Annotated in this window: 13 protein-coding genes; 4 read left to right on the top strand and 9 right to left on the bottom strand. The window is 41.9% G+C overall.

The window, feature by feature from the left end; translation table 11 throughout:
* The first annotated feature begins 43 nt into the window (after positions 1–43).
* The 3 genes from FH971_RS13160 to mdoH all read left to right on the top strand — a co-directional run bounded on the left by FH971_RS13160 (position 44) and on the right by mdoH (position 7,548).
* Positions 44–3,256, top strand: a complete 3,213-nt coding sequence (locus FH971_RS13160) for a DEAD/DEAH box helicase (protein WP_140234602.1) — start codon at positions 44–46, stop codon at positions 3,254–3,256.
* Positions 3,257–3,838: 582 nt separating this feature from the next.
* Positions 3,839–5,413: a glucan biosynthesis protein G gene (locus tag FH971_RS13155; RefSeq protein WP_140234601.1), complete on the top strand. Its 1,575-nt coding sequence runs from the start codon at positions 3,839–3,841 to the stop codon at positions 5,411–5,413.
* Positions 5,410–7,548: a glucans biosynthesis glucosyltransferase MdoH gene (mdoH, locus tag FH971_RS13150; RefSeq protein ID WP_140234600.1), complete on the top strand. Its 2,139-nt coding sequence runs from the start codon at positions 5,410–5,412 to the stop codon at positions 7,546–7,548. Before FH971_RS13155 ends, mdoH begins: the two co-directional genes overlap by 4 nt.
* A gap of 148 nt (positions 7,549–7,696) precedes the next feature.
* On the opposite strand, the gene FH971_RS13145 is transcribed toward mdoH, so the two are convergent.
* Both FH971_RS13145 and FH971_RS13140 read right to left on the bottom strand, forming a co-directional pair.
* Complete coding sequence (locus FH971_RS13145; protein WP_140234599.1) at positions 7,697–8,701, bottom strand: oxidoreductase; 1,005 nt, start codon at positions 8,699–8,701, stop codon at positions 7,697–7,699.
* An 8-nt stretch (positions 8,702–8,709) separates the two neighbouring features.
* On the bottom strand, positions 8,710–9,324 hold the full coding sequence (locus FH971_RS13140) for a LysE family translocator (RefSeq protein ID WP_140234598.1): 615 nt from the start codon (positions 9,322–9,324) through the stop codon (positions 8,710–8,712).
* A gap of 208 nt (positions 9,325–9,532) precedes the next feature.
* On the opposite strand from FH971_RS13140, the gene FH971_RS13135 reads away from it, so the two are divergent.
* Complete coding sequence (locus FH971_RS13135; protein WP_167496021.1) at positions 9,533–10,000, top strand: tRNA-uridine aminocarboxypropyltransferase; 468 nt, start codon at positions 9,533–9,535, stop codon at positions 9,998–10,000.
* Between the two features lie 203 nt (positions 10,001–10,203).
* Here FH971_RS13135 and FH971_RS13130 read toward each other — a convergent pair whose 3' ends face one another.
* The 7 genes from FH971_RS13130 to FH971_RS13100 all read right to left on the bottom strand — a co-directional run bounded on the left by FH971_RS13130 (position 10,204) and on the right by FH971_RS13100 (position 21,846).
* The gene (locus FH971_RS13130) at positions 10,204–12,840 is read right to left on the bottom strand and encodes a glycoside hydrolase family 3 C-terminal domain-containing protein (protein WP_240778304.1); all 2,637 of its coding nucleotides are present in this window, start codon (positions 12,838–12,840) and stop codon (positions 10,204–10,206) included.
* A gap of 13 nt (positions 12,841–12,853) precedes the next feature.
* On the bottom strand, positions 12,854–13,579 hold the full coding sequence (locus FH971_RS13125; RefSeq protein ID WP_140234596.1) for a DUF6445 family protein: 726 nt from the start codon (positions 13,577–13,579) through the stop codon (positions 12,854–12,856).
* Between the two features lie 5 nt (positions 13,580–13,584).
* Positions 13,585–15,078, bottom strand: a complete 1,494-nt coding sequence (locus tag FH971_RS13120; RefSeq protein WP_140234595.1) for a tryptophan halogenase family protein — start codon at positions 15,076–15,078, stop codon at positions 13,585–13,587.
* A gap of 44 nt (positions 15,079–15,122) precedes the next feature.
* The gene (locus FH971_RS13115) at positions 15,123–16,166 is read right to left on the bottom strand and encodes a cupin-like domain-containing protein (protein WP_240778302.1); all 1,044 of its coding nucleotides are present in this window, start codon (positions 16,164–16,166) and stop codon (positions 15,123–15,125) included.
* Between the two features lie 6 nt (positions 16,167–16,172).
* A complete protein-coding gene (locus tag FH971_RS13110; protein WP_140234594.1) occupies positions 16,173–16,895 on the bottom strand; it encodes a SapC family protein in 723 nt (240 codons plus the stop codon).
* A 123-nt stretch (positions 16,896–17,018) separates the two neighbouring features.
* On the bottom strand, positions 17,019–18,605 hold the full coding sequence (locus FH971_RS13105) for a tryptophan halogenase family protein (RefSeq protein ID WP_140234593.1): 1,587 nt from the start codon (positions 18,603–18,605) through the stop codon (positions 17,019–17,021).
* 304 nt (positions 18,606–18,909) lie between these two features.
* Complete coding sequence (locus tag FH971_RS13100) at positions 18,910–21,846, bottom strand: TonB-dependent receptor (protein WP_140234592.1); 2,937 nt, start codon at positions 21,844–21,846, stop codon at positions 18,910–18,912.
* Between the last annotated feature and the right edge of the window lie 499 nt (positions 21,847–22,345).

Raw genomic sequence — 22,345 nt, 5'->3', positions numbered from 1 at the left:
AGCAGCCATTGCTTATTTTGCTGCGGTTTTATTAGGTATATTGATGTCGGCGAAACTGTTTAATCTTCCCATTAAGCTCTCATTAGAGATGATTGCGAAACTGTTTTCGGCCCCCCAAATTCAAAAAGCGCAAAACTATTTGATCCAAGGCCGTGTGCTAGAAGTCACTGCTAGTAGTGATAACCATGACATTGAAGCCTATGTTCAAGGTTCTGCAGCAGAGCCATATAGGCAAGAAATCACCCTAGTGAATGTTAATCACAAAATTGTGATGCGTTCTTATTGTACTTGTCCGGTCGGAACCAACTGCAAACATGTTACAGCAGCATTGCTGGCACTGGTCGATAAAAAGCCAGTTGAAGAACAACGTATTCACCAATGGTTACGTCAGCTTGACGAACAAAAGACGGTTGCTGAGTTTGAGGTTGAAGATGAAGAAAAAGACCGCATTATTTATGTGTTGTCCAATGACCCTCAGGGCATTTATGTTGAGTTTAAACGCAGTAAATTAAATAAAAAAGGTCAATTTAATAAGGGCAGTAAACTTGCTTTGGCCGATATTCGTTACAGTATGCCGTGGTGGATAGATCCTGAAGATAAGCAAATTATCAGCTTATTATTATCATCAAATAATCATGGTTCTAAAATTTACATTGAAGGTGAAATTTCATTTTTAGCGATTACAAAAATGCTGGCTGCAGAAGTGTGTTTTTGGGAAGAAAATCGCACACCGTTAACGTGGGGCAAAGCCATAGTGCCTGAGTTTATTTGGCTTGAGCATGATAAAAAACACACCCAAATGCAAATGCGTATGCCAGGGCTGGAAAATTGGGAATTTATCGCCACAGTGCCACCATTATATGTCGAGTTAGATTATTTGCATTTAGGTCAAATCGACACTGATTTGCCGGTAAAAAAATTGAGTTTATTGCAACACATGCCGCCCGTTCCATTAGCTCAAGTTGATGCGATTAGCCATAAAATGCTGCAGCACTTTTCACCTAAAACGGTACCGGTGCCAAGTGAAATTGATTTTTGTGAAATCACGGATCCATTACTGACTCGATTAACCTTTACCCGCGAGTTTTTTGCCGGCAGTCAGATTATGCAACCGGTTATTCGGGTGGATCATTGTTATGGCGAAATAATATTTAATGCCAGCACTAAACCTGAGCGTATTAGTCTTGTTAAAAAAAATCAGATTCAGTATCAAGTACACCGAGATACTGAAAAAGAACTTGCGGCATTGCAATCATTAACTGATGTTGGTTTGGTGACACTAGAGCCTGAGAATGTTTTAGCAAGTTCCCAGCAAGCTTATTATGTCAGTGTTGGTTTATTACCAGAATCTATCTTCGAATGGTCTGAATTGACCAGTAACGGTCTTGATGCATTGAATGCATTAGGCATGGAGATTCATTTTGATGATGACTTTGACCTACAAATTACCGATGCTCAGCTAGATGTCGACCTCGTAGACGATGATGAATCAGGATGGTTTTCACTATCGCTGAGTGCCGATATTGACGGCCAAAGCGTACCGTTATTAGCCTTAGTGGCTCGTTGGTTGCAACAAAATGGTGAGCCGGCAGATGATGATGAATTACTTTTACCTGGGCCCAATGGTGGCTTTATTAAAATTAAAGCTAAAACCATTAAGCCATTAATTAGCATTATCCAAGAATTGTTTAATCGTCATTCTGGTGATGTTATTGCTATACCCCGTAACCGTGCACATATTTTGAATGATTTATCGGCCAGTGACGTGCGTTTGCTTAATGGTGAACGAGTACGCAACCTAGCCACAAAACTGGCAGAGTTTAAAGGTGTCGTTCTCGTAGAGTTACCTGCTGGTTTACATGCAACGTTACGTGATTATCAAAAGCAGGGATTTGATTGGCTGTGTTTTCTTAAAGAATATCAATTAGGTGGCATTTTGGCCGATGATATGGGCCTAGGTAAAACCATTCAAACCTTGGCTTTTTTACTGAAAGCTAAGCAAGACGCGACGATACGTCGCACCAGTTTAATTGTTTGTCCTACTAGTTTAGTGGGGAACTGGTTAAAAGAAGCCCATAAATTTGCACCATCGCTGAATGTCGTGGTGATCCACGGTAGTAAACGCCAGTCGTTATTAGAGCAAATTAACCAGTTTGATGTGGTGGTAACCACTTATCCATTAATGCTTCGAGATGAAGCCATTTACAGTGAATATGTGTTTGAGCACATTATTTTGGATGAAGCACAGCAAATCAAAAATGCGCAAGCCAAAGTGACTCAAGTGATTAAAACCCTTAAAGGTAAGTTTCGCTTATGTTTATCTGGCACACCGCTTGAAAACCATTTAGGCGAGCTAAAGTCGTTAATGGATTTTTGCTTACCGGGTTTATTAGGCCAACACACTTATTTTAATAAAGAGTTTCGTGGCCCAATTGAGAAACAAGCTGATGTAGAAAAGTCGCAGTTATTGAGCAAACGAATCGCTCCGTTTATGTTGCGCCGAACTAAGAAAGAAGTGGTTTCTGAGTTACCCGAAAAAACGGTGATTATTCAAACTTTGGAACTTGAAAAAGACCAACGTAATTTGTACGAATCTATCCGTTTAGTGATGGAGAAAAAGCTGCGTGAATTATTTGCTAAAAAGGGAGTTTCAAGTAGTCATATTGAATTTTTAGATGCACTGTTGAAGCTACGTCAAGCTTGTTGCGATCCGCGTTTAGTGAAGCTTGAACAAGCGCAGCAAGTCAAAGACAACGCTAAAATGACGTGGTTAATTCAAAACCTGCCAGACATGATTGAAGACGGTCGTAAAATTCTTATCTTCAGCCAATTTACTGGCATGCTGGCGTTAATTGAAGATGAACTAAAACGTTTGGCCATTAGTTATAGTAAGTTGACGGGGCAAACTCGTGACCGACAGACTCAAATTGATGCGTTTCAAGAAGGCGATAATTCAGTGTTTTTGATCAGTTTAAAAGCTGGTGGTACTGGGCTTAACCTAACCGCTGCTGATACTGTTATTCACTTCGATCCTTGGTGGAACCCAGCGGCAGAACGTCAAGCAACTGATCGCGCTCACCGTATTGGTCAGTTAAATCCAGTATTCGTGTATAAATTGATTGCTCAAGGCACCGTTGAAGAGAAAATTCAAGAAATGCAGCAGCACAAACAAGGTTTAGCAGATAGTATTTTATCGGATGGCACTCAAGGTCCATGGCAGGGTAATGCCAATGATTTATTGGCTTTGCTCAGCTAGCTTTGGGCGATCTCGTCTACTTTAATCAACGTACATTGGCGCTCCAGGTTTACTACACCAACTCAATATGTCATATGTTGAGTTGGTGTTTGGTTCTATATTGGTTTTGTATTTCGACCAAGTATGTTTGGAGTGTTAAAGATTATTCATATAGTAGGGAAATTACTCAAAATTCTTAGATTTTTCTGTTAATACTAGAACAACTGTTATGTTCAAGTTACTTGGCATTGATCTTTAGAAAAAATCGGAGTGATGTTCATAGTGTTAAGTAAACTAAATCACTTCTGTCGGAATACTGCCATTAAGCTGCTCTTTGTCCTACAACAGTGTTTCATTAACTTATCATAGGCTCGAGATTGATATGTCAATGTGCCTTGTTAGTAAAACAAATGACAAGTTTGATTTGAAATAGACCCAATATTCTATTGTTAACTAATTTATCCCACACCTTAACCCGATCTGAAGTTAAGTCGAGCTCAATGATCTTCGATTAAAATCATATTTCTAGATTTAGACATTAGTATGATGTTGTAACATTTTGTTGTGAAATTATTTTGTGAATTTTCAATAAGGAATTTTGATATGTTCTGCAATTCACCAGTTAAACAAATGGTTGATGATAGATTTTCTGTGAAAGCTTTGGTTAATCTTGCTGTATTACTTTTGTTAGTATCATGGGCAAATGTTATTTATGCAGAAACGCCAATCTCCAAGCCTGATAGTAAGCCATTCTCCCATGACACAGTCGTAGAAGTTGCTCATAAACTGTCCCAGACCCCCTTTATCGAACCCAAACAAGCCCCCGAAGCGCTGACTAAAATAGATTACTCAACCTATCGTCAAATTAATTTCCAACAACATGCCGCTATTTGGGGCAATGCGCCCACGCCTTTTTCTATACAGTTATTTGCTCCAGGTTATATTTATCAACAGTTGATTGACATTGATGTGGTCGAGAGCGGTAAATCATTTCCGGTTAAACTCTCTGAATCCTCTTTCAAAGTACCCAATCAATCCATCGGCAAAATATTAGAACAAGTCGGTAAATATGCTGGATTTCGTCTGCATTATCCAATAAATCGCGATGATTATAAGGATGAGTTTCTGGTATTTCAGGGCGCAAGTTATTTTCGCGGAGTATCGAAAGGGCAAGCGTATGGTTTGTCCACTCGAGGACTTGCCATCAATGTTGCCGATCCTAAAGGCGAAGAATATCCTCTGTTTAAAAAGTTCTGGATTGAACGACCATCAAGTCACCAAAAGGCGATTGTTGTTCATGCGTTGCTAGACAGTGTAAGTGTGACGGGTGCCTATCGTTTTGCTATTTATCCCGGTGATCCAACTCGAATGGGTGTCGATGTGATGCTTTTCCCAAGGCAGGATGTTAAAAATGTGGGGCTGGCACCGTTAACGTCAATGTTTATGCATGGTGGCATAGATCGCGCTGATACTGCCGATTACCGTCCAGCGGTGCATGACTCTGAAGGACTGTTAATGGAAAAAGGCAACAGTGAGAAAATTTGGCGGCCACTCAATAATCCTCGGGGATTACAAGTGAGTTCTTTTATGGATGAGAATCCTAAAGGATTTGGTCTGATTCAACCACATAGAAAATTAGATTATTATCAGGATCTTGAAGCAAATTATCATCTTCGTCCATCTGCCTGGGTTGAACCAACTGGTGATTGGGGTAAAGGTAGAGTTGAACTGGTTGAAATTCCATCTGATTCTGAAGCCAATGACAATATTGTTGCCTATTGGAAGCCAGAACAAGGCTTGAAAAAAGGTCAGTCATTTGCGTACTCATACCAACTGACTTGGGTTGATAATATTCCCAACACAGAGGGGAAAGTCAGGATTGTTCGAACTGCTGGGGGCCGTAAGTTATCGACGGATAAAAACGAAATCGTTATCGATTACAGCCATATTAGTGCTGACGATGTCAGTCATATTCACGTGGATGCCAGTATCAGCAGCGGCGCTATTTTGGAATCACGCATTGAGTTTAATCCCAATGTTGATGGTGCCAGAGTTTTTATCACGTTTGATCCTCAAGATGCCGATGTTGCTGAATTACGTGTACAGCTTAGGAACAAAGATAAACCAATTGGTATGACATGGCTGTATCGATTTACAGCAGAGGACTGGCCTTTATGATAGAAAACAATAATCCTCGATCTGCTCAAGTTAACAATACCTACTATGGCGGACGTGCATTGCCTGACGAGTCGCCATTGGTTATGTCTCGTCATGAGGTTTCTGAGCCGGGCCACAGGTTGAATCCGAGTCAACAAACTGTGTGGTTTACGCTTCGAACATTTGTTGCACGGTTATTTGTGTTTATGGTCACCGCGGGTTTATCGACTTATGGCATAAGAGAAATGTATTTGGTGCTTAATACCAATGCAATTACCAGTTTACAGATGGTCTTTTTAGTGTTGTTTAGCATTAACTTTCTCTGGGTTGCTTTTGCTTTTTCACAAGCTTTATTGGGCTTTCTGTTACATCTCAAACCGCGTCTAATTAAAGAGAACGAGATAGAACCAAGCTTCAGAACGGCTATATTGCTACCCATTTATAATGAAGACCCGCTTCGTATCAGGGCCACCATAGAGGCTATGAGTGCGGATCTCATTGCTACAGCACCTGGAAAATATGCTTTTTTTATTCTCAGTGACACTAATCGAGCTGATGCATGGATTGCTGAGGAGCATACTTTCTTTGAGTTGATCAATAAAAATCAGTATGGCTGTCCGGTTTATTATCGTCGACGTCATCAAAATAGTGAACGTAAAGCTGGGAATATCGGCGACTGGGTTCAACGCTGGGGAGGGGATTATGATGCCATGATAGTGCTTGATGCTGACAGCATAATGAGCGCAAAGTCGATGGTGACATTATCACGTCGTTTAGCTGGCGCACCTGGCGTCGGTCTTATTCAAACCTTACCGACACTGGTGTTTGCCAATACGCTTTACAGCCGTTTGCAACAGTTTGCCAATCAATGCTTCGGTCCTATTTATGCCGAGGGTTTGTCGGCTTGGCATGGTTTGTCCTCAAATTTTTGGGGCCATAATGCCATTATTCGCACCAAAGCATTTGCTGAGTCATGTCATCTGCCTATTCTGTCCGGTAAAGCACCTTTTGGCGGCCATGTATTAAGTCATGATTTTATAGAAGCGGCGTTGCTGCGTCGTGCAGGGTGGGGAGTACGTTTTGATACTGATATTGAGGCTTCATTTGAAGAAGCTCCACCGTCGTTAATTGATGTGATGATCCGTGACCGTCGATGGTGCCAGGGTAATTTACAGCATTCAGCATTTATGTTTGCTCGCGGTTTTGTGTTACCGACTCGATTACATCTATTGTCTGGGGTGATGTCTTACCTGAGTGCAATTTTTTGGTTAGCCTTGATTATGGTAGGGCTTGCGATTGCCGTGCAGGCGGCTTTTATTCGTCCGGAGTATTTTGCCAATCCATCGCTGTTCCCAACATGGCCAGTATTTGATTCTGAGCGTGCGTTAAGTCTGTTTATCGTCTCAATGGCAATTGTTCTCGCACCTAAAGCGTTTGGGTGGTTTGCTGCCTTGATTAATATTCCTCGTTGTTTACGATTTGGCGGGCCAATATTGTTAACGCTGAGTACGTTGTTGGAAATGGTGATGTCAGGTCTATATGCGCCTATTCTGATGGTTTCTCAATTTGGCGTGGTGTTGTCTATATTTCGAGGAAAAGACAGTGGCTGGATGCCGCAATCTAGAGATGATGGTGCATTGAGCTGGATATCAGTTGTGCGTGCTCATGCAGGTCACACTGTGTTTGGCGTTATGCTTGCATTGACCGCACTGCTGCTGAGCAAAGAACTATTTTACTGGTTACTACCGATTACGATAGGGTTGATGTTATCGATCCCTTTGTCATGGCTAAGTGGTGGCGCGAGGCGAACTAAATGGATTAAAACCATTGGATTACTGCGAGCGCCTGAAGAAAAGAATCCAGTTAAGATTTTGGTGGAATTGAAAAAGAATCTAGCTAATTTGCCCCATTTACAGCACATACATCCGTTTAGTCGACTGATAAATAATCCTATATTATTTAAATGGCATCTTGCTCAGTTACCTGACTTAGGCGAACAGAAACCGACATTTTATGCCCCGAGAATCATTGCTGAGTGGAAATTGAATCATGCTGAAAGCTTATTGCAATTAGAATCATGGTTAGAACCGGCAGAGGTGATAGCATTATTAAGCAAAGCGGATTATCTACAGAAATTGAAAACAATCGGTAACTAATTTCTATCACTCGTCTTTGTAACACTTACTAAAAAGCCCCTCAATAACGTGTTATTGAGGGGCTTTTTAGTACTTAATACTTAGCAATTAAGATTAGATTTAGGCTCTAGAGCATCATTTAGCGCGAGCCATTGCTGATGTTACTGCATTATTTATGTTGAGCCATCAATCGGGTTGCAAAATCACTTGGACCCGCCAAAATAGCCCTGCCTACTGCCACTAAATCGACTTGCTTAGTCGCCAAAATGGTTTCAATGTAATTCACTGTTTCAATACCGCCGACACCAATGACCGCGGCAGAGGTTTTACCGGTTAACGGTGCTGCATCTTCAACTAAAAAGCCTTCGCCGCGTTTATCTTTGGGGCGATTCCAACCGCCAATACCTGAAGATACATTGAGTATTTCAACACCTGCAGCAACTAACCACAGGCTAACTTGACCCATATCGGCATGAGATAACCCTCCGGGATAACCATCTTGACCAGGAATGCGGGTCATTATTGCCAATCTTGGTGTGGCTTGTTTTATTTTGCTCACAATTTCTAGCAATATTCTGGCGCGATTTTCAATACTGCCGCCATATTGGTCTTGGCGTTGATTGGTCAGCGGCGATAACCACTGATTGATGCCGTAACCATGGGCACAATGGATTTCGACTAAATCAAAACCAGCTTTATCCGCTCGAATAGCGCCATTAACAAAGTCTTGTTGCCAAGTCGCGATATCCTCCAATGTCATGGCGCGGGGGGTGGGTAATACCCGATCGTATGCTGGCACGGTTATGCCAGAAGGGCCCATTATATCGGTGCTAATACCGGCACTGTCTTTACCGCCACAATGGGTTATCTGTAAGCCTGTTTTAACATCCATTTGATGTAATAACTTGGCAATGTTGCTTAGTCCGGGTAAACACGCGTCATCATGTGCACCCAGTTGATTCGCTTCGCTGCGACCAGCAAGATTGACATGGCTGTACTCTACCATTACTAGGCCCGCGCCAGACTGGGCTAAGTTTTGATAATGGCTAAAGGTTTGTTCGGTAGCTAAACCATTACTGTCAGCCGTTTGTGATGCCATTGGTGGTACCACAACACGGTTTTTTAAGGTTAATCCACTTGTTAAGGTTAATGGGGTAAAGCGTAACGCGGTCATTGATAATCCTATATCGTAATAGCAACTAAAATGCCTGAAAGCAGCATGATAGAGCCTGCTATACGATTCATTATGGTTGTAAAATTGGGTGAGATAAAGAGTCGTTTAGCACCCGATGCGAGGTAAGCGTAAGCGAGGTTTACAGAACCAAAAGCGCAGGTTGCAATAGTGAGTATTAGGATAACGTCGGTAAAGCTGACGTGATTCATCGGTACAAAAGCAGGAAAAAAGCTGACATAAAATATCAATGCTTTAGGGTTGCTTAGGGCGATAAAGCTACCTGTGATGATGTTTTTAAACTGACTCACTCTCAGTGTCGTTGTTAATTTAGCGCCTTTAGCCGTTGCGCGCAGCATGCTGAATCCAAGCCAACATAAATACAACGCACTGGCGTATTTTATCAATTCGAATGCTGGCCCTATGGCGTTAGCTATAGTGGATAAGCCAAACAGTGCTAACAATATATAGAGAAAATCACCAAGCAATACGCCAAACGTTATTGCTGCGCCGTGACTAAATCCATTTGACAGTGATCTTGATACGACCGCAAATACTGCGGGGCCAGGCACTATAGCTAAAATAAACATGGCAAAAAATAACGCGATAACTTGCTGGAATATCATTAGCTGATTTCAACTCGGATTAAAGGACGTGTGACACAAAATAGATTTTGGCGATTATAGCTTAAATTGATGGTGCAAATGTACTGCAAAGAATAACGTAATTCTATTAGGGTATATTTTTATCATGTTGGCATAGTTGCTGTTTTATGATTTTAGCATCGCTGTGTTACATTATGCAGATAAAGCATTCATTCGGTTAGGTATTATTGTGAATATTATTTTGTTAACCCATACTCGCGAAGTGTTGCGAGCCAATAATACTGGGCAGTTGGTGTCTAAGGTATTAGGTGAACGAGCCCGAGTGGTTGAATGGCACCGTAAACAACCTGATGCAGCCTTATTGAGTTTGATCGCAGCAGGTAAGGTAGGGTTGGTATTTCCAAGCGATGAGGCTGTGATAGAGACTACTGTATCGTCAGCATCTGCAGAGTATTTAGTGCTTATCGATGCGACGTGGCAAGAAGCGCGCAAGATGTTTAATCAAAGCCCTTATCTTAAGACCTTGCCTCGCGTTGCATTACAAGCTTCTCAGGCTTCGATTTATCCATTACGGCGTAATCAGATAGAAGGCGGTTTATGCACCGCAGAATGTGTTGCTTTGCTGCTGAAAAATGCTGGTGAGCCTGTGTTGGCGAAACAACTAACCGATCAGCTAATGGCATTTATTGAAGATTAATGTTTAGTTGAGATTGGCGAGTACCTGCACCACAATGTTTACGTTACACAGGTAGAATATATTGGCAGAACACGGGTACATAAAGCTGTGTCCTGCCTTTTTGCTGGTGTATAAAGCAGACTTATCGTCAGTAAACTTAATGCAAGTAAACTTAATGCAAGTAAACTTATTGTCCATAAAGAATGCTAGCAAGTCACAAGCTATTATTTAGCCTTATTCTGATAGTCAAAAGTTTTGCGTAAGCGAATATCGGCAACCGATGCGCCAATCATTACTTTAAACTCGCCAGATTCTGCCAACCAATCATTAGTGTTAACGTCCCAGAATGATAAATCACGTTGAGTGAGGGTAAAGCTAGCGGTTTTCGTTTCGCCGGCTTTTAACCAGAGTTTATCAAAACCTTTTAGTTCTTTAGTGGGGCGCGGAACACTGGCTTTGGCATCGTGTAAATACAACTGCACTACTTCAGCGCCATCCACTTTACTGGTGTTGGTAATATCTACCTTGACTGTCATAGTGTCATCGCCAGCAATACTCGCACTTGATAGCTTGATGTTTTGGTAACTGAACTGGCTGTAAGACAAGCCATGGCCGAAGGCAAACAAAGGTTTAATTTGTTGTTGCTCAAACCAGCGGTAACCAATAAATACCCCCTCAGAATACAACGACTCGGTTTCGTTATAGTCATTTAAAGCTATAGGTGCTGTATCGGTGAGCTTTTTCGGTAAGGTTATTGGCATTTTACCACTTGGATTGGTATCGCCAAATAACATGTCTGCATAAGCATTACCGGCTTCCATACCACCATACCAACCCCAAGCTATGGTGTTGGCCGTTTCAGCCCACGGCATTTCAACCGCTGAACCACCAATCAAAAACACTATTGTGTTTGGGTTGACGTTAAGCAGTTTAGTTATCACTTCGTCTTGCTGGCCGGGTAAGGTCATGTTTGGGCGGTCAATCGATTCACGATCGTCAGCATGGCTTAAGCCACCAAAATAAATGACAGCGTCTGCTTTTTTTGCAGCGGCTAAATACTCTTGTTCACTATTGTATAAGCTGTTGGGTGTTTCCCAGCCTAATGTGGCTTGTTTGTCGCCTTGGTAGCGTAAGCTAATCGCATAGGTTTCGCCCGCGGTTAACTTGACTGTGTTAGTTATCACTTTTTCCGAATTTGCTGAGGTTGTATTGAGCAGTGGTTTGTCATTAATGTATAACGCTACTTTGCCATCTGCTTTAATATTAAAGCTGTGGCTGCCTGTTTCGATAGGTTTAAGGCTTGCTTTAATTTCAATAAATTGGCTTTTTCCTTTGGCATCAAATTGCGGATCGGCGATCCATGATTCGCTGGCCAGCTGCTTCATTTCATTGTCTCGGTAATAGTTAATTTGCCAAGACGGTGTGCCTGTCCAATGGCGAGTGGTGAGATAGTCATTCGGAATAGGCATAAAGTCGCTGCTGGCTGGGCGCATAAAAGTAATATCGACTTTGTCACCTAGTTTGGCTTTTAAACCATCAAGCGGGCTAATTTCATATAAAGCTTTGACTTCAGATGAGCCACCACCAAAACCATGTCGCTTATCGGTATTAGGGCCTAACACCAGTACCCGTTTGAGTTTATTCGGATTAAGCGGCAGAGTATTAGTGTCATTTTTTAATAGCACGATACCGTTAGCGGCAATGGTTTTGGCATCATTACGATGTGCTTGAGTGTTACGCTGACCCGATAAGCGCTGTTTATCCATCATGCCGATACTGAGTTGTACCCTTAAAATACGGCGGACTTTGTCATCTAAAACCGCCACGGGTACTTTGCCTGCGTTAATCATGTCCAATAATGGTTTAGCTAAAAAGTAATCGTCGAAATCAGCGACATCGGTACCCATTTCAATATCAAGGCCATTCATTGCGGCATCATAGGTATTGATGTCGACATTCCAGTCGGTTAATAACACGCCTTGATAACCCCATTCACCTTTTAATATTGTATTGACTAGGTGAGCGCTTTGGTTGGCATTGGTGCCACGAAACTCGTTATATGCGCCCATAATGGCATGCACATTGGCTTGTTTTACTGCCGCCTCAAAGGCGGGTAAATACACTTCGCGCAAGGTGCGTTCATCCGGTTTAGCGTTTACCCCAGTACGGTTGAGTTCCTGAGTGTTTAAGGCGTAATGTTTTACTGTTGCTCCTACATCATTAGCTTGAATCGCTAATACTTCTGGCACCACTAAACTGGCGGCTAAAAAAGGGTCTTCACCCATGTATTCAAAGTTACGCCCATACAATGGCAATCTTGCGAGGTTAACCCCTGGGCCAAGAATAAGGTCCTTATTGCGATGACGTGCTTCTGCACCTAATACATTACCGTGTAGGCTCGCCATATTAGGGTCCCAACTTGCCGCAACGGCAGTTAGTGGTGGCAAGTAGGTCGAATAATCGTTAGTCCAGCCTGCGGGTGCCCAAGAATCACGTTCAATTTCGTAACGTACTCCGTGGGGGCCATCTGACATCCACATTTCATGTATGCCTAAGCGCTCAATGGCAGGGATATGAAATTTACCTGCAGCATGCACCAAGGATACTTTTTCAGCCAGTGTGAGCTGTGGTAATAAACGATTAATCTCATCTTCAACATTACTGATCCGATCGCCAATACGCAGTTTTTCGCTGTCTGGCAATGTTGTTAATGCATGCAGCATTTCTGGGGTGATATTCGGGTGTGAGGCAAATGCGCTAGGAGTGACACTGAATAAGCTGATCGCCAGTAATGCAGCATGCGTTTTATTCAGTTTATGTTTATAACAAATAGACATAAATGCCCAAAGAGGGTTAATCATAACGAGATCCTTGTTATTGAAAATTGATAAATATGTTGGCGGTGAGGCGGCCAGAACTGGGAGTGGCATCTATGTCGGTTTGTGGGTTTACTAAGGTTGAATGAAGCAAGTTACCCGGGTAAATCACTAAGCGATTAGGCCGATATTCTATTTGATGATACAAGCTGTAATGTTCATCGCTGGCAACAAAGTAACTGGGTGTAGTGTGTTTTTTGTCATCGAGAAAAGGTTGTGCTTTAGCAAAATAATGGTCGATATTTTCCGCTGTGATCCGCTCATAACCACTCAGATTATGCCTAAAAAAACCCGTGTTGCCGTGGGGCCCATCATTTAGATAATGCAAAATGGCAAAGTAATGCGGGCTTGGGGTGTCAAAATGGGGTAAGCATTGCAGCGGTGCTAGGCTTTCTGGTTGTTTGTCGATTAACGAATAAACACATTGCTGCGGCTTTAGCCGTAATTGGGTTGGAATGCGGTAAACATCATAAATCAGCTGAAATACCGAATTGATAACGTCGATGATATATTGCCTTGGCAGCGCAGTGCGTTGCCCCGGGTAATATGAGCCTTGGTCTTGACTAAATTGACTGTCATTGATGGCGATATCAATTAGCTTGGTGATATCACCTGCAAAGTTATCAATAACGATGATCGGCGTTTGTTGTTGGCCAATGTATTGCACCTGTGGTGCAATGTTATTGACCTCAACAATCGGCGTTGTAGTTTCTGATGCTGACATCCGCTTTAGCCTTGCATCGCAGTCGATTTACAATAATGTTCCACAAAATCATGATGAGCGGGCAAGGTTTCGACTTTGCGTTTTACGGTCGCTTTAATGCTGTTTAAAAAGCTTTGTAATTCAGCTTCTTCCATCATGTCGACAATTGGGTGGTACTCTTTAGGTTCTAGACCTTGTCCCATCATGACTTGGATCCACGAGCTTTCACCAAATAGCTCGTTACCGTATTTGTAAACCTTGCCAGACTGACTGAACATGTCGATACGATGTTGTAATGACGCTGGAATTGGCATGTTTTTACAATAACGCCAAAAACGGCTGTCTTCGCGGTCAGTCACTTTGTAATGGAGAATGATAAAGTCGCGAATATTGTCCATTTCTATCTTGGTTTGCTGATTAAATTCATCTACGTCAGCCTGAATAACCCCATGAGAGGGGAATAGCTGTAATAAGCGTACAATACTACGTTGGATCATATGAATGCTGGTGGATTCTAAAGGTTCTAAAAATCCTGCTGATAAACCAACTGCAATACAGTTTTTGTTCCAATGTTGACGACGAGTACCTGTTTTGAACTTGATTACCCGCGGTTGATTGATAGGTGAACCTTCAATATTGTTCAGTAACAACTCGGTCGCATCGGCATCAGAAATATATTTACTGCAAAAAACTAAACCATTACCAGTACGAGTTTGTAATGGGATACGCCATTGCCAGCCAGATTCTCGAGCAATTGAGCGTGTGTAAGGAATGGGTTTCTGTACCGCTTCAGTTTGCACTGCAATAGCGCTGTCGCAAGGTAACCAATGACTCCAGTCTTCAAAGCCAGTATTTAACGTTTGTTCAATTAATAAGGCTTTAAATCCGGTGCAGTCGATAAATAGATCGCCTTCAATTAACTCACCATTTTCAAGTTGTAATGCGCGAATATTACCTGTGTCTTCATGTTGCAACACATCGGCAATTTTACCTTCAATACGGCTTATGCCGTGTTGCTCAGCAAATTTTCGCAGAAACTTAGCGTAAAGGCTGGCGTCCATATGGTAAGCATGGTTGTAATCTTGATTGGGTAGCACTGCAAATCGGCCTTGGCGAGCGGCTAAATGTTCGGTGCAATAATCACCAATTTGGCTGACCATATTTTGCTGTTGACCTTTAAGCCAAAAGTGCTGAAAACCACAGGCCCAGCAGTCTTTGCCTAAAAAACCAAATGAATGTAAATAGTCTTTATTGACGTCATGCCAGTTTTCAAATTGAATACCGAGTTTAAAAGTCGCGTTGGTGGCGGCCATCACATCTTGCTCTTTTAATCCCAGCAAACGATGGAATATATGCAGGGTAGGGATAGTGGCTTCACCTACACCGACGGTGCCAATCTGATCCGATTCGACTAAGACAATATCGAGGTTTTTGCCTAATAGTTTGCTAAAAGCGGCAGCTGCCATCCAACCTGCTGTACCACCACCGGCAATCACTACTTTTTTGATTGATTTATTCATCTTGGCATCCTGTTTAATGTCTTAGTTTCTTGCTGTGTTCAGCATTATCGTTTTAATTTGTTGATTAAATCTGCACGTAATTTGCGGGCGTTTAACTCATCTAGTGGCTTGGTTAACATGCCTTTGGCGTTGTCAGGAATATGGCTATCATCAACGTCATCGTGGTCGAAAATATAATGATCGAATAAGGCTTTCCACGCTTGGCGCTGTGCTTTAGGTAATGAGCGTAAACTTAGCATGCTGTGCAGTAGAGCATTATTCGGTCGACCTAAATGGCCTGGTGTGTTGCGCCACCAATGAGTAATGAGTACGTTAAAGTCTTCAATGCCGCGAACGTGATGCCACCACATACTGGGGATAAAAAGCACATCGCCTGGGCTCAATTCTGCTGTGAATGATGCCGCCAGTGCCTGCTTGAACTTAGGGAAACGCACAAAATCAGGGGCGGCGAAATCCACCATACTGATATCTTGTCCGCCAGGAGCAAACTCCATTGGGCCAACATATAAATTACTGATTTGTTCTGGCGGAAATAAGGTGAAAGTACGTTTACCTACCGCGTTACAAGCTAGATTGAGCGGAAAATCAAAATGAGCTGCGACATTCGTTTGATTGCCGAGCCAAATACTGGTTAACGCTTGTGTCGGTGATAAATCTAAGCTGTTGTGTTCACCCAGTCCTGGCAAACATTGATGTATGTCAGTTGAACCCATGTATATCCCAGCAGGTTCTGGGCTGGTGTTTTCTTGTTGTAAACGGCTTAATAATTGTTTGAAATCAAGGCGTCCAGCTTGGTAATTAAAGCCATCAACTTGTTGGTTGTAAAACACCCGCCCATGTTGCTCATGGGGTAAATAATATGCTGTAACTTGTGAGCCTTGATAAAATTGACGCAGATAATCCATGGCTTTGTCTGCAGATTCTAGACCTGCTTGCACTAGTGGCCATGTAAGGCATAAGCCTTTAAATACCATGGGTTTATCTGCATGTTCAATATGAGCCAACACTTGATCTAAGGTCCAACCGCTAACGCAGCTAACCATTTGCATAGCATCCGTTTGTATTGAATCAGTGTTGGGCATCAGCATAATCGATTAACCTTGTGCATTTTTAAGGTTAAGTAATTCACGGACTTTGCTTTGCGATGCTAGTGCCATGTATATGGCTTGCAAGTATCCTTGTTGATGCAAAGTACCTAGTGTTTCGGCTGACAATGTCGCTAGGGTGTTTTCATTAATGGTATAAAAGCCAATCATTTGATGTTTTTGGCCATTATCTAATTCGATGTCTAAGGTGAATGATTCGAGTAACTCATGTTGAACTAACACATCAATGAAACGATTGTTGTCGATGAGTCCGTGATGAATGGCTTCAAGCATTTCACCGACGTCATCTAATAATGGTGTGTTACCGCCATAAGGTAAAAACAAGGCTTCACCTTCTGTTTTGCTCACTCTTGGGTGGGCTAAATCAACGTGGATAACACGTTGTTGATGTTCAACACCATCTTCTTGTACTGTTTGTTGACCAATCAAAAATGGCTGACGACGCACACTTAATGGGATATATGATGCATTCCAACCAGCGTCAGATAAAAACAGATTTTCATTCTGCTGAAAACCAAACAATGCTACTGAGTAAAACTGACCCGTGGCAGCGTCTTTATGAAAGAAAATAGGGTAATGAGCTTGAACGCTGCGAAATTCTTGCGGAAAAGTCAGGCTGAACCAAAGGTTGTCGCCTAATGCGGCAGAACGAGTGGTAATAACCTTAAGGTCTTTATGATCGATGCTGTTGAGTAATACATGTTGGCTCATATTGATGTCCTATCTTGTTCGTTCAAATACGTTGTTGTTATGATTATTGTAGGTGATTCATGGTGCTAGTCGTTGCTAGAGCTAATCTTTTTCAATACTAGCAGCTTGCTCTGCTAAAGTAGATTACAGTTTAGAAAACCCATATTGAGCCACTTTTTCAAGTAAAGCGCGATTGCTGAGTAAGTTATTGCTTAATGCTTTAGTGCGTTGCTGGTTATCGTTAAAAAGTCGTTGAGCGAGTTGCTGCATTGATGGTTTTACATGAGTGGGCAACTGAGTGTTAAATCCCATTCCATACAATACATATTGAAAGCTAGCCGCAGGAAACAGTGCTTCTTTGTAGCTAATGTCTTGTTGGCTTGGCACTTGGTAGCGCCACAATTCAAGTTGCGCCTGTAAGCTGTCGGGTATCGATTGGTTGTCGCGATGATCGCGCCAATAACCATCAACTTCGCGTTGGCTTATTACATAATGCAGCTTTAAAAAGTCGATAATTTGTTGCCAGTGTAATTGGTAACGTTGGTTAACCCGTGCAGATATAGTGTCCATCACTTGACGATTTGGCGGTAATTGCTGCGCTAAGGTTGATGCTGTCCATTCAATTAATGCTAATGCAGAGGCTTCTAATGGTTCAATAAACCCAGCAGCCATACCAATGGCAATACAATTGTTTTGCCAACACTTGGCTCGATAACCGGGGTTAAAAGATAATTTCCGCGGTTGAAGTTTATCGGCAGCGACACCATTAACCCCTAAATAATTAAGCAGCGTTTGTTCTGCATCACCGTCATTGGTGTGGCTTGATGAATACACATAACCCACGCCTTTACGTGTTGGTAGGCCTATATCCCAAATCCAACCATTGCGTTGCGCAGTTGAATGAGTACAAGATGCTATAGGACTATCGGCTTGCTCATAAGGCACTTGCACGGCAAGGGCATTATCATTAAATAAAACGGATTTTTGACATAAAAAGGGCACCTCTAAATGCTCACCTAACAATAGTGACTTGGCACCCGTGCAGTCGATAAATAATTGGCCACTAATTTCACCATGCTCTTTGGTCATCAGTTTATCAATATCGCCTTGGTCATTATTAACAATTTGGCAGACATGATCGCGGATATGTTTTACGCCAAGTTTTTGGGTGCAATGTTCGCTTAATAGTTGACTGAATTTTCCGGCGTTGAGGTGATAGCCGTAATTATTTTGGAAGTGATACTGTGGCGATGAAATGGCTTTTGGCGCTAACCCCATTTGAGTCAGAACTTCTTGGCTACTCACCGCCTCTGCAAAACTCACTTGGTCTGCATGGGATAACCAAAATGGGCATAAGTCGAGTTCTTGATGGCCGTGGGGTAAGCTAAAGGGATGTAAATAACTGTCAGATTGAGTTTGGGCGTTATTATTAACTGAGTCATGGCGCCAATGAATAAATCGTGAACCTTGTTTAAAGCTAGCGTCACAACGGCGAATAAACTCGTTTTCATCAATACCGATTTTACTCAATGTTGAACGCATTGAAGGCCAAGTGCCTTCGCCAACGCCTATAGTGGCAACGTCGGGAGATTCTATTAGGGTAATCGTTAACTTTGGGTCGTGGGCTAGAACACCTTTGTCGACATTATGCTCAGCAGCCAATAATCCAGCCGTTATCCAACCGGCTGTACCGCCACCTACAATGACTATTTGGGTGATTGGTTTTTGCATAATATTTACCTACGCCTTTGGCGTTATTGTTATTTTGTGTTTGTAATGCAGGTTTTATAATGTTCAAGTCACATCATATGTAGAATTCAGGAAAATGTAATCACTTTCAAATACTGGTTTTCAATATTGGTAGATGTTGTTGCCAAGTTCCTTTATTAACAATAAAAATAGTAACGTCCTTGTTACTTAATATCTAGCAAAAAGAGGTGATAAAGTTTATTCACCTCAACGACCTTAAAGGAGACTTCAGTGCATTCCACCCAATATTAGTTATTAGGCGGAATGTCACTTAGCTCAATATCATTTAGAAAGTGTAACGAGCACCTAAGCTATAGCGTGCGCCGGTTTCAGTTAGATTTAACACTTGCTCGTCAGCACGTCCGTGAACACGGGTATACTCTTCAGTAATGTTAAGTCCTTCGAAAAACACCGTTAAGCCTTCAACTGATTCAATGTCATAGCTGACAGACAAATCAATTTGCGAGTAAGCTTCGGTGTACTGTGGGTTTGCACCAGTACCTTGATTTGTAGAGTTTAAAAACTCATCACGCCAGTTGTAAGCGACACGAGCTTGGAAACCATAGTTTTCGTAAACTAACACGGCGTTAGCGGTATCACTGATGCCGACCAATGCTGATTGTGCTTCAAATGAGTAATTATCGTAAGCCTGATCACTATCAACTAATGTGTAGTTAGCAATTACACCAAAACCAGTTTCGCCAAAGAAGTGCTGAACGGCAAATTCCCAACCATCAATCACTGAACTATCAGCGCTGTTTGATGGTGTTGTGATATTGAAGTTTAATAACTCATCATTATTAGCGGCACTGCCGCTAATAATTTGGTTTGCAACATCTACAGCAGCATTACTAGCATAGTTTGCGAAAATATAGTCACGAACAGCTCCAGCTTCAGTTGTACCTGTTGCAGCAACTGCAGCTTTGTATAAATCACCTGATGCAGGGTTATAAATACCGTTAGTGGTTTGAACCGTCTCTGAGCTGATAAAGTTTTTAGTGTCTTTACGGAAGTATCCTAAAGACACGTAGCTTGAAGGGGCGTAATACCACTCAGCAGAGAAGTCGATATTTTCAGATTCTAATGGCAATAATGTAGGGTTACCTGCTGAACCACCGCCATTACTACGATTCGCAAGGGTTGCTAATACAGTTCCACCTTGGATAGCTGTATAATCAGGGCGACCAATTGTCTCACTGTACGCAGCTCGAAGCATAACATCTTCTACGACTTCGATATTAAAGTTGAAGCTTGGTAATAAGTAATCGTAATCACCTGATTTAGTTTCAAATACCTGCTCACCAGTGCCAACTAAAGCGATTTCAGTTTCAGCTATCCAATCTGCACCATTATAACCCGCTACAGCAGCAGTTGATGTTACATCGGTTTGCTCATAACGAAGCCCGAAATGCACATCATATGGCATGCCTGCAATTTCGTTATCGTAGTTATACTGTATATAAACAGCTTGAGATTCTTCTTCTGTATAACGATCTGTTTCAGCTGCATAATTTGTAGAAGGGCAGAAGCCATTTCCACAATCACCGCTTACTGAAGAGGCATAATTTGCTGCTGCGAAGTCACGTACTGCGGCAAAATCCCACATAAAAATGGTATCTAAAACATCAAAGTTGCCATCAGCAAGCGAAAAATCACCGCCATTTGCATCAAATTTGTCTTGAATAGTATCTGCTGGGAACCACGCATCTTCAAAGTCACCAGCCGAACCCACGCCACCCCAATCGTTACGTTGTACGTTAACGCTTTGCGAGTGATTATTAACATTCGTTAGGGCGATACCAAAGTCAATGCTACCAGCATCTTCAAATAGATATTCACCGTCAAACTGATATTGATCAATTTCAGACTTATTGCGTGAGTTACCAAAAACAGAACCTGTTAGCATCATGTCTGCAGGTGTCACTGCGTTACCACCACCAACAGCAAGTATTGGTAAATCACCGCTAAAGTCAGTTGCCGCACTGGTACGCACAAAAGCAGCGGTACTTAAGTTATTACTTGAACCATATAGGTTGTTCGGTTTGTTTTCTGCCGTTGAGTTGTGAGCATCAAAGGTTAGCTTTAAGTCATCACTAGCTTGCCATTCAATGTTAAAACCTAATGAACCACTTTCGTTACGTACGCCGTAGTCACCTGCAGCCATAGATAAGTCAGCTGGTGAATCGTAGGTTTCTGAATAAATGAGTGGTGAGGCGATAGGACCATCACTCCACACGTTTTCAGATGGTACAAAGTTAAACCATGCTGATACATCGTTAGATTGAGTATCAATATCGTTACGCATATAGGTGTAATCTAGAGTCGCTACTACGCTATCAACTGGGCTGTACTGTAAAACTAGTTGGCCGTTAGTACGTGTACGTTGTTGTTCTTCAAAGCGATAAACTGTGGTTTGCGGTACTGAATAAATGTCATCATCACCTGGGCGATTGATTTGGGTATCGTCTTTAGCTACACCACCCCAATCACTGTTATCAGCAGTACCTGGAAAGCTGCGCCAGCCAGTACCGACTTGGGCCTGTTGGTTACCACTTTCACGTTCTTGATAACTGGCTGAAAGCGAAATACCAAATTTGTCATCTGCAAAAGTATTGGAATATAAACCAGATAATTCAGGTGTTACTGAGCCATTATCTGTTGATTGATCATCAACGGCTTTTACACCAAATGTCGCTTTTAAGCCCGGAGAACTGAAGGGCCTATGGGTTAAGATATCGATAGTAGATCCGATACCACCTGTAGAATCTGAGGCTTGACTCGTTTTATGTACTTCAACACCGCTAATACTTTCTGAAGCGATGTTTGCAAAGTCAAATGATCGCGAACCTGTAGTCACAGGCATTTGGCGACCATTTAGAGTGATTAAGTTGTAGTCTGGACCAAAACCGCGCACAGATACTTTACTGCCTTCACCGTTAGAACGGTCAATTGATACACCAGTAATACGTTGAAGTGATTCAGCTAAGTTAGTATCAGGAAACTTACCGATATCTTCAGCAGAAATAGAGTCTACGACCCCACTTGATGAACGCTTTACATCCATCGATTTAATTAAACTGCCACGAATACCTGTGACCTGTAACACTTCGATATTTTCATCACTAATCTCATCAGCAGCATAAGCAGGTAGCATACTGCTAACGCCTAGCACGACAGATAAACTGGTCGCAAGTTTAGTTTTTGTAAATTTTGTTGTTTTCATCTAGGAAATCCCCATTGACTAGATTTTACTTCTCTCAATATTGCGGGTAGGCGCAAATCGTTTTTTTAATACTCTATCCACGCGATAATCATTATTTATAATTGTTGTGTTATAAAACATCTAATGTAAGCGCTTACATAAAACTAGTGTAAAATGTGACCGCAGTCAACAAAAACAAGTTTAAATTATTACATTTCATTAACCGTAATATTTACTATCTCATACGAATATTTTTTAACCATTGTTTTTAAATGATTTTATTTACAGCATTTATCACAAACAATATGTAAGCGCTTTCTTTTGTTACAAAAAATGTTACAGGGGTGATGGGCGTTTATTCTACAAATTGATTCTACAAATTAAGTATGAATTATCAAATGCTGGCAGGATTTTAATCAGTAACCATTAAGTGCTTAATGTTAATGGTTTTGTAAGTTGTCTTGGGGATGATTGTTAACAGCAGGGCAATCGCTAACGAGAAGGTACATCTACGTTGTGT

This window comes from Shewanella polaris (genome assembly GCF_006385555.1).
In the GTDB taxonomy this organism is placed as follows: Bacteria; Pseudomonadota; Gammaproteobacteria; order Enterobacterales; family Shewanellaceae; genus Shewanella; species Shewanella polaris.
Note: the sequence above shows the minus strand (reverse complement) of the source record. Positions and strands in the feature narration are given on the sequence as shown.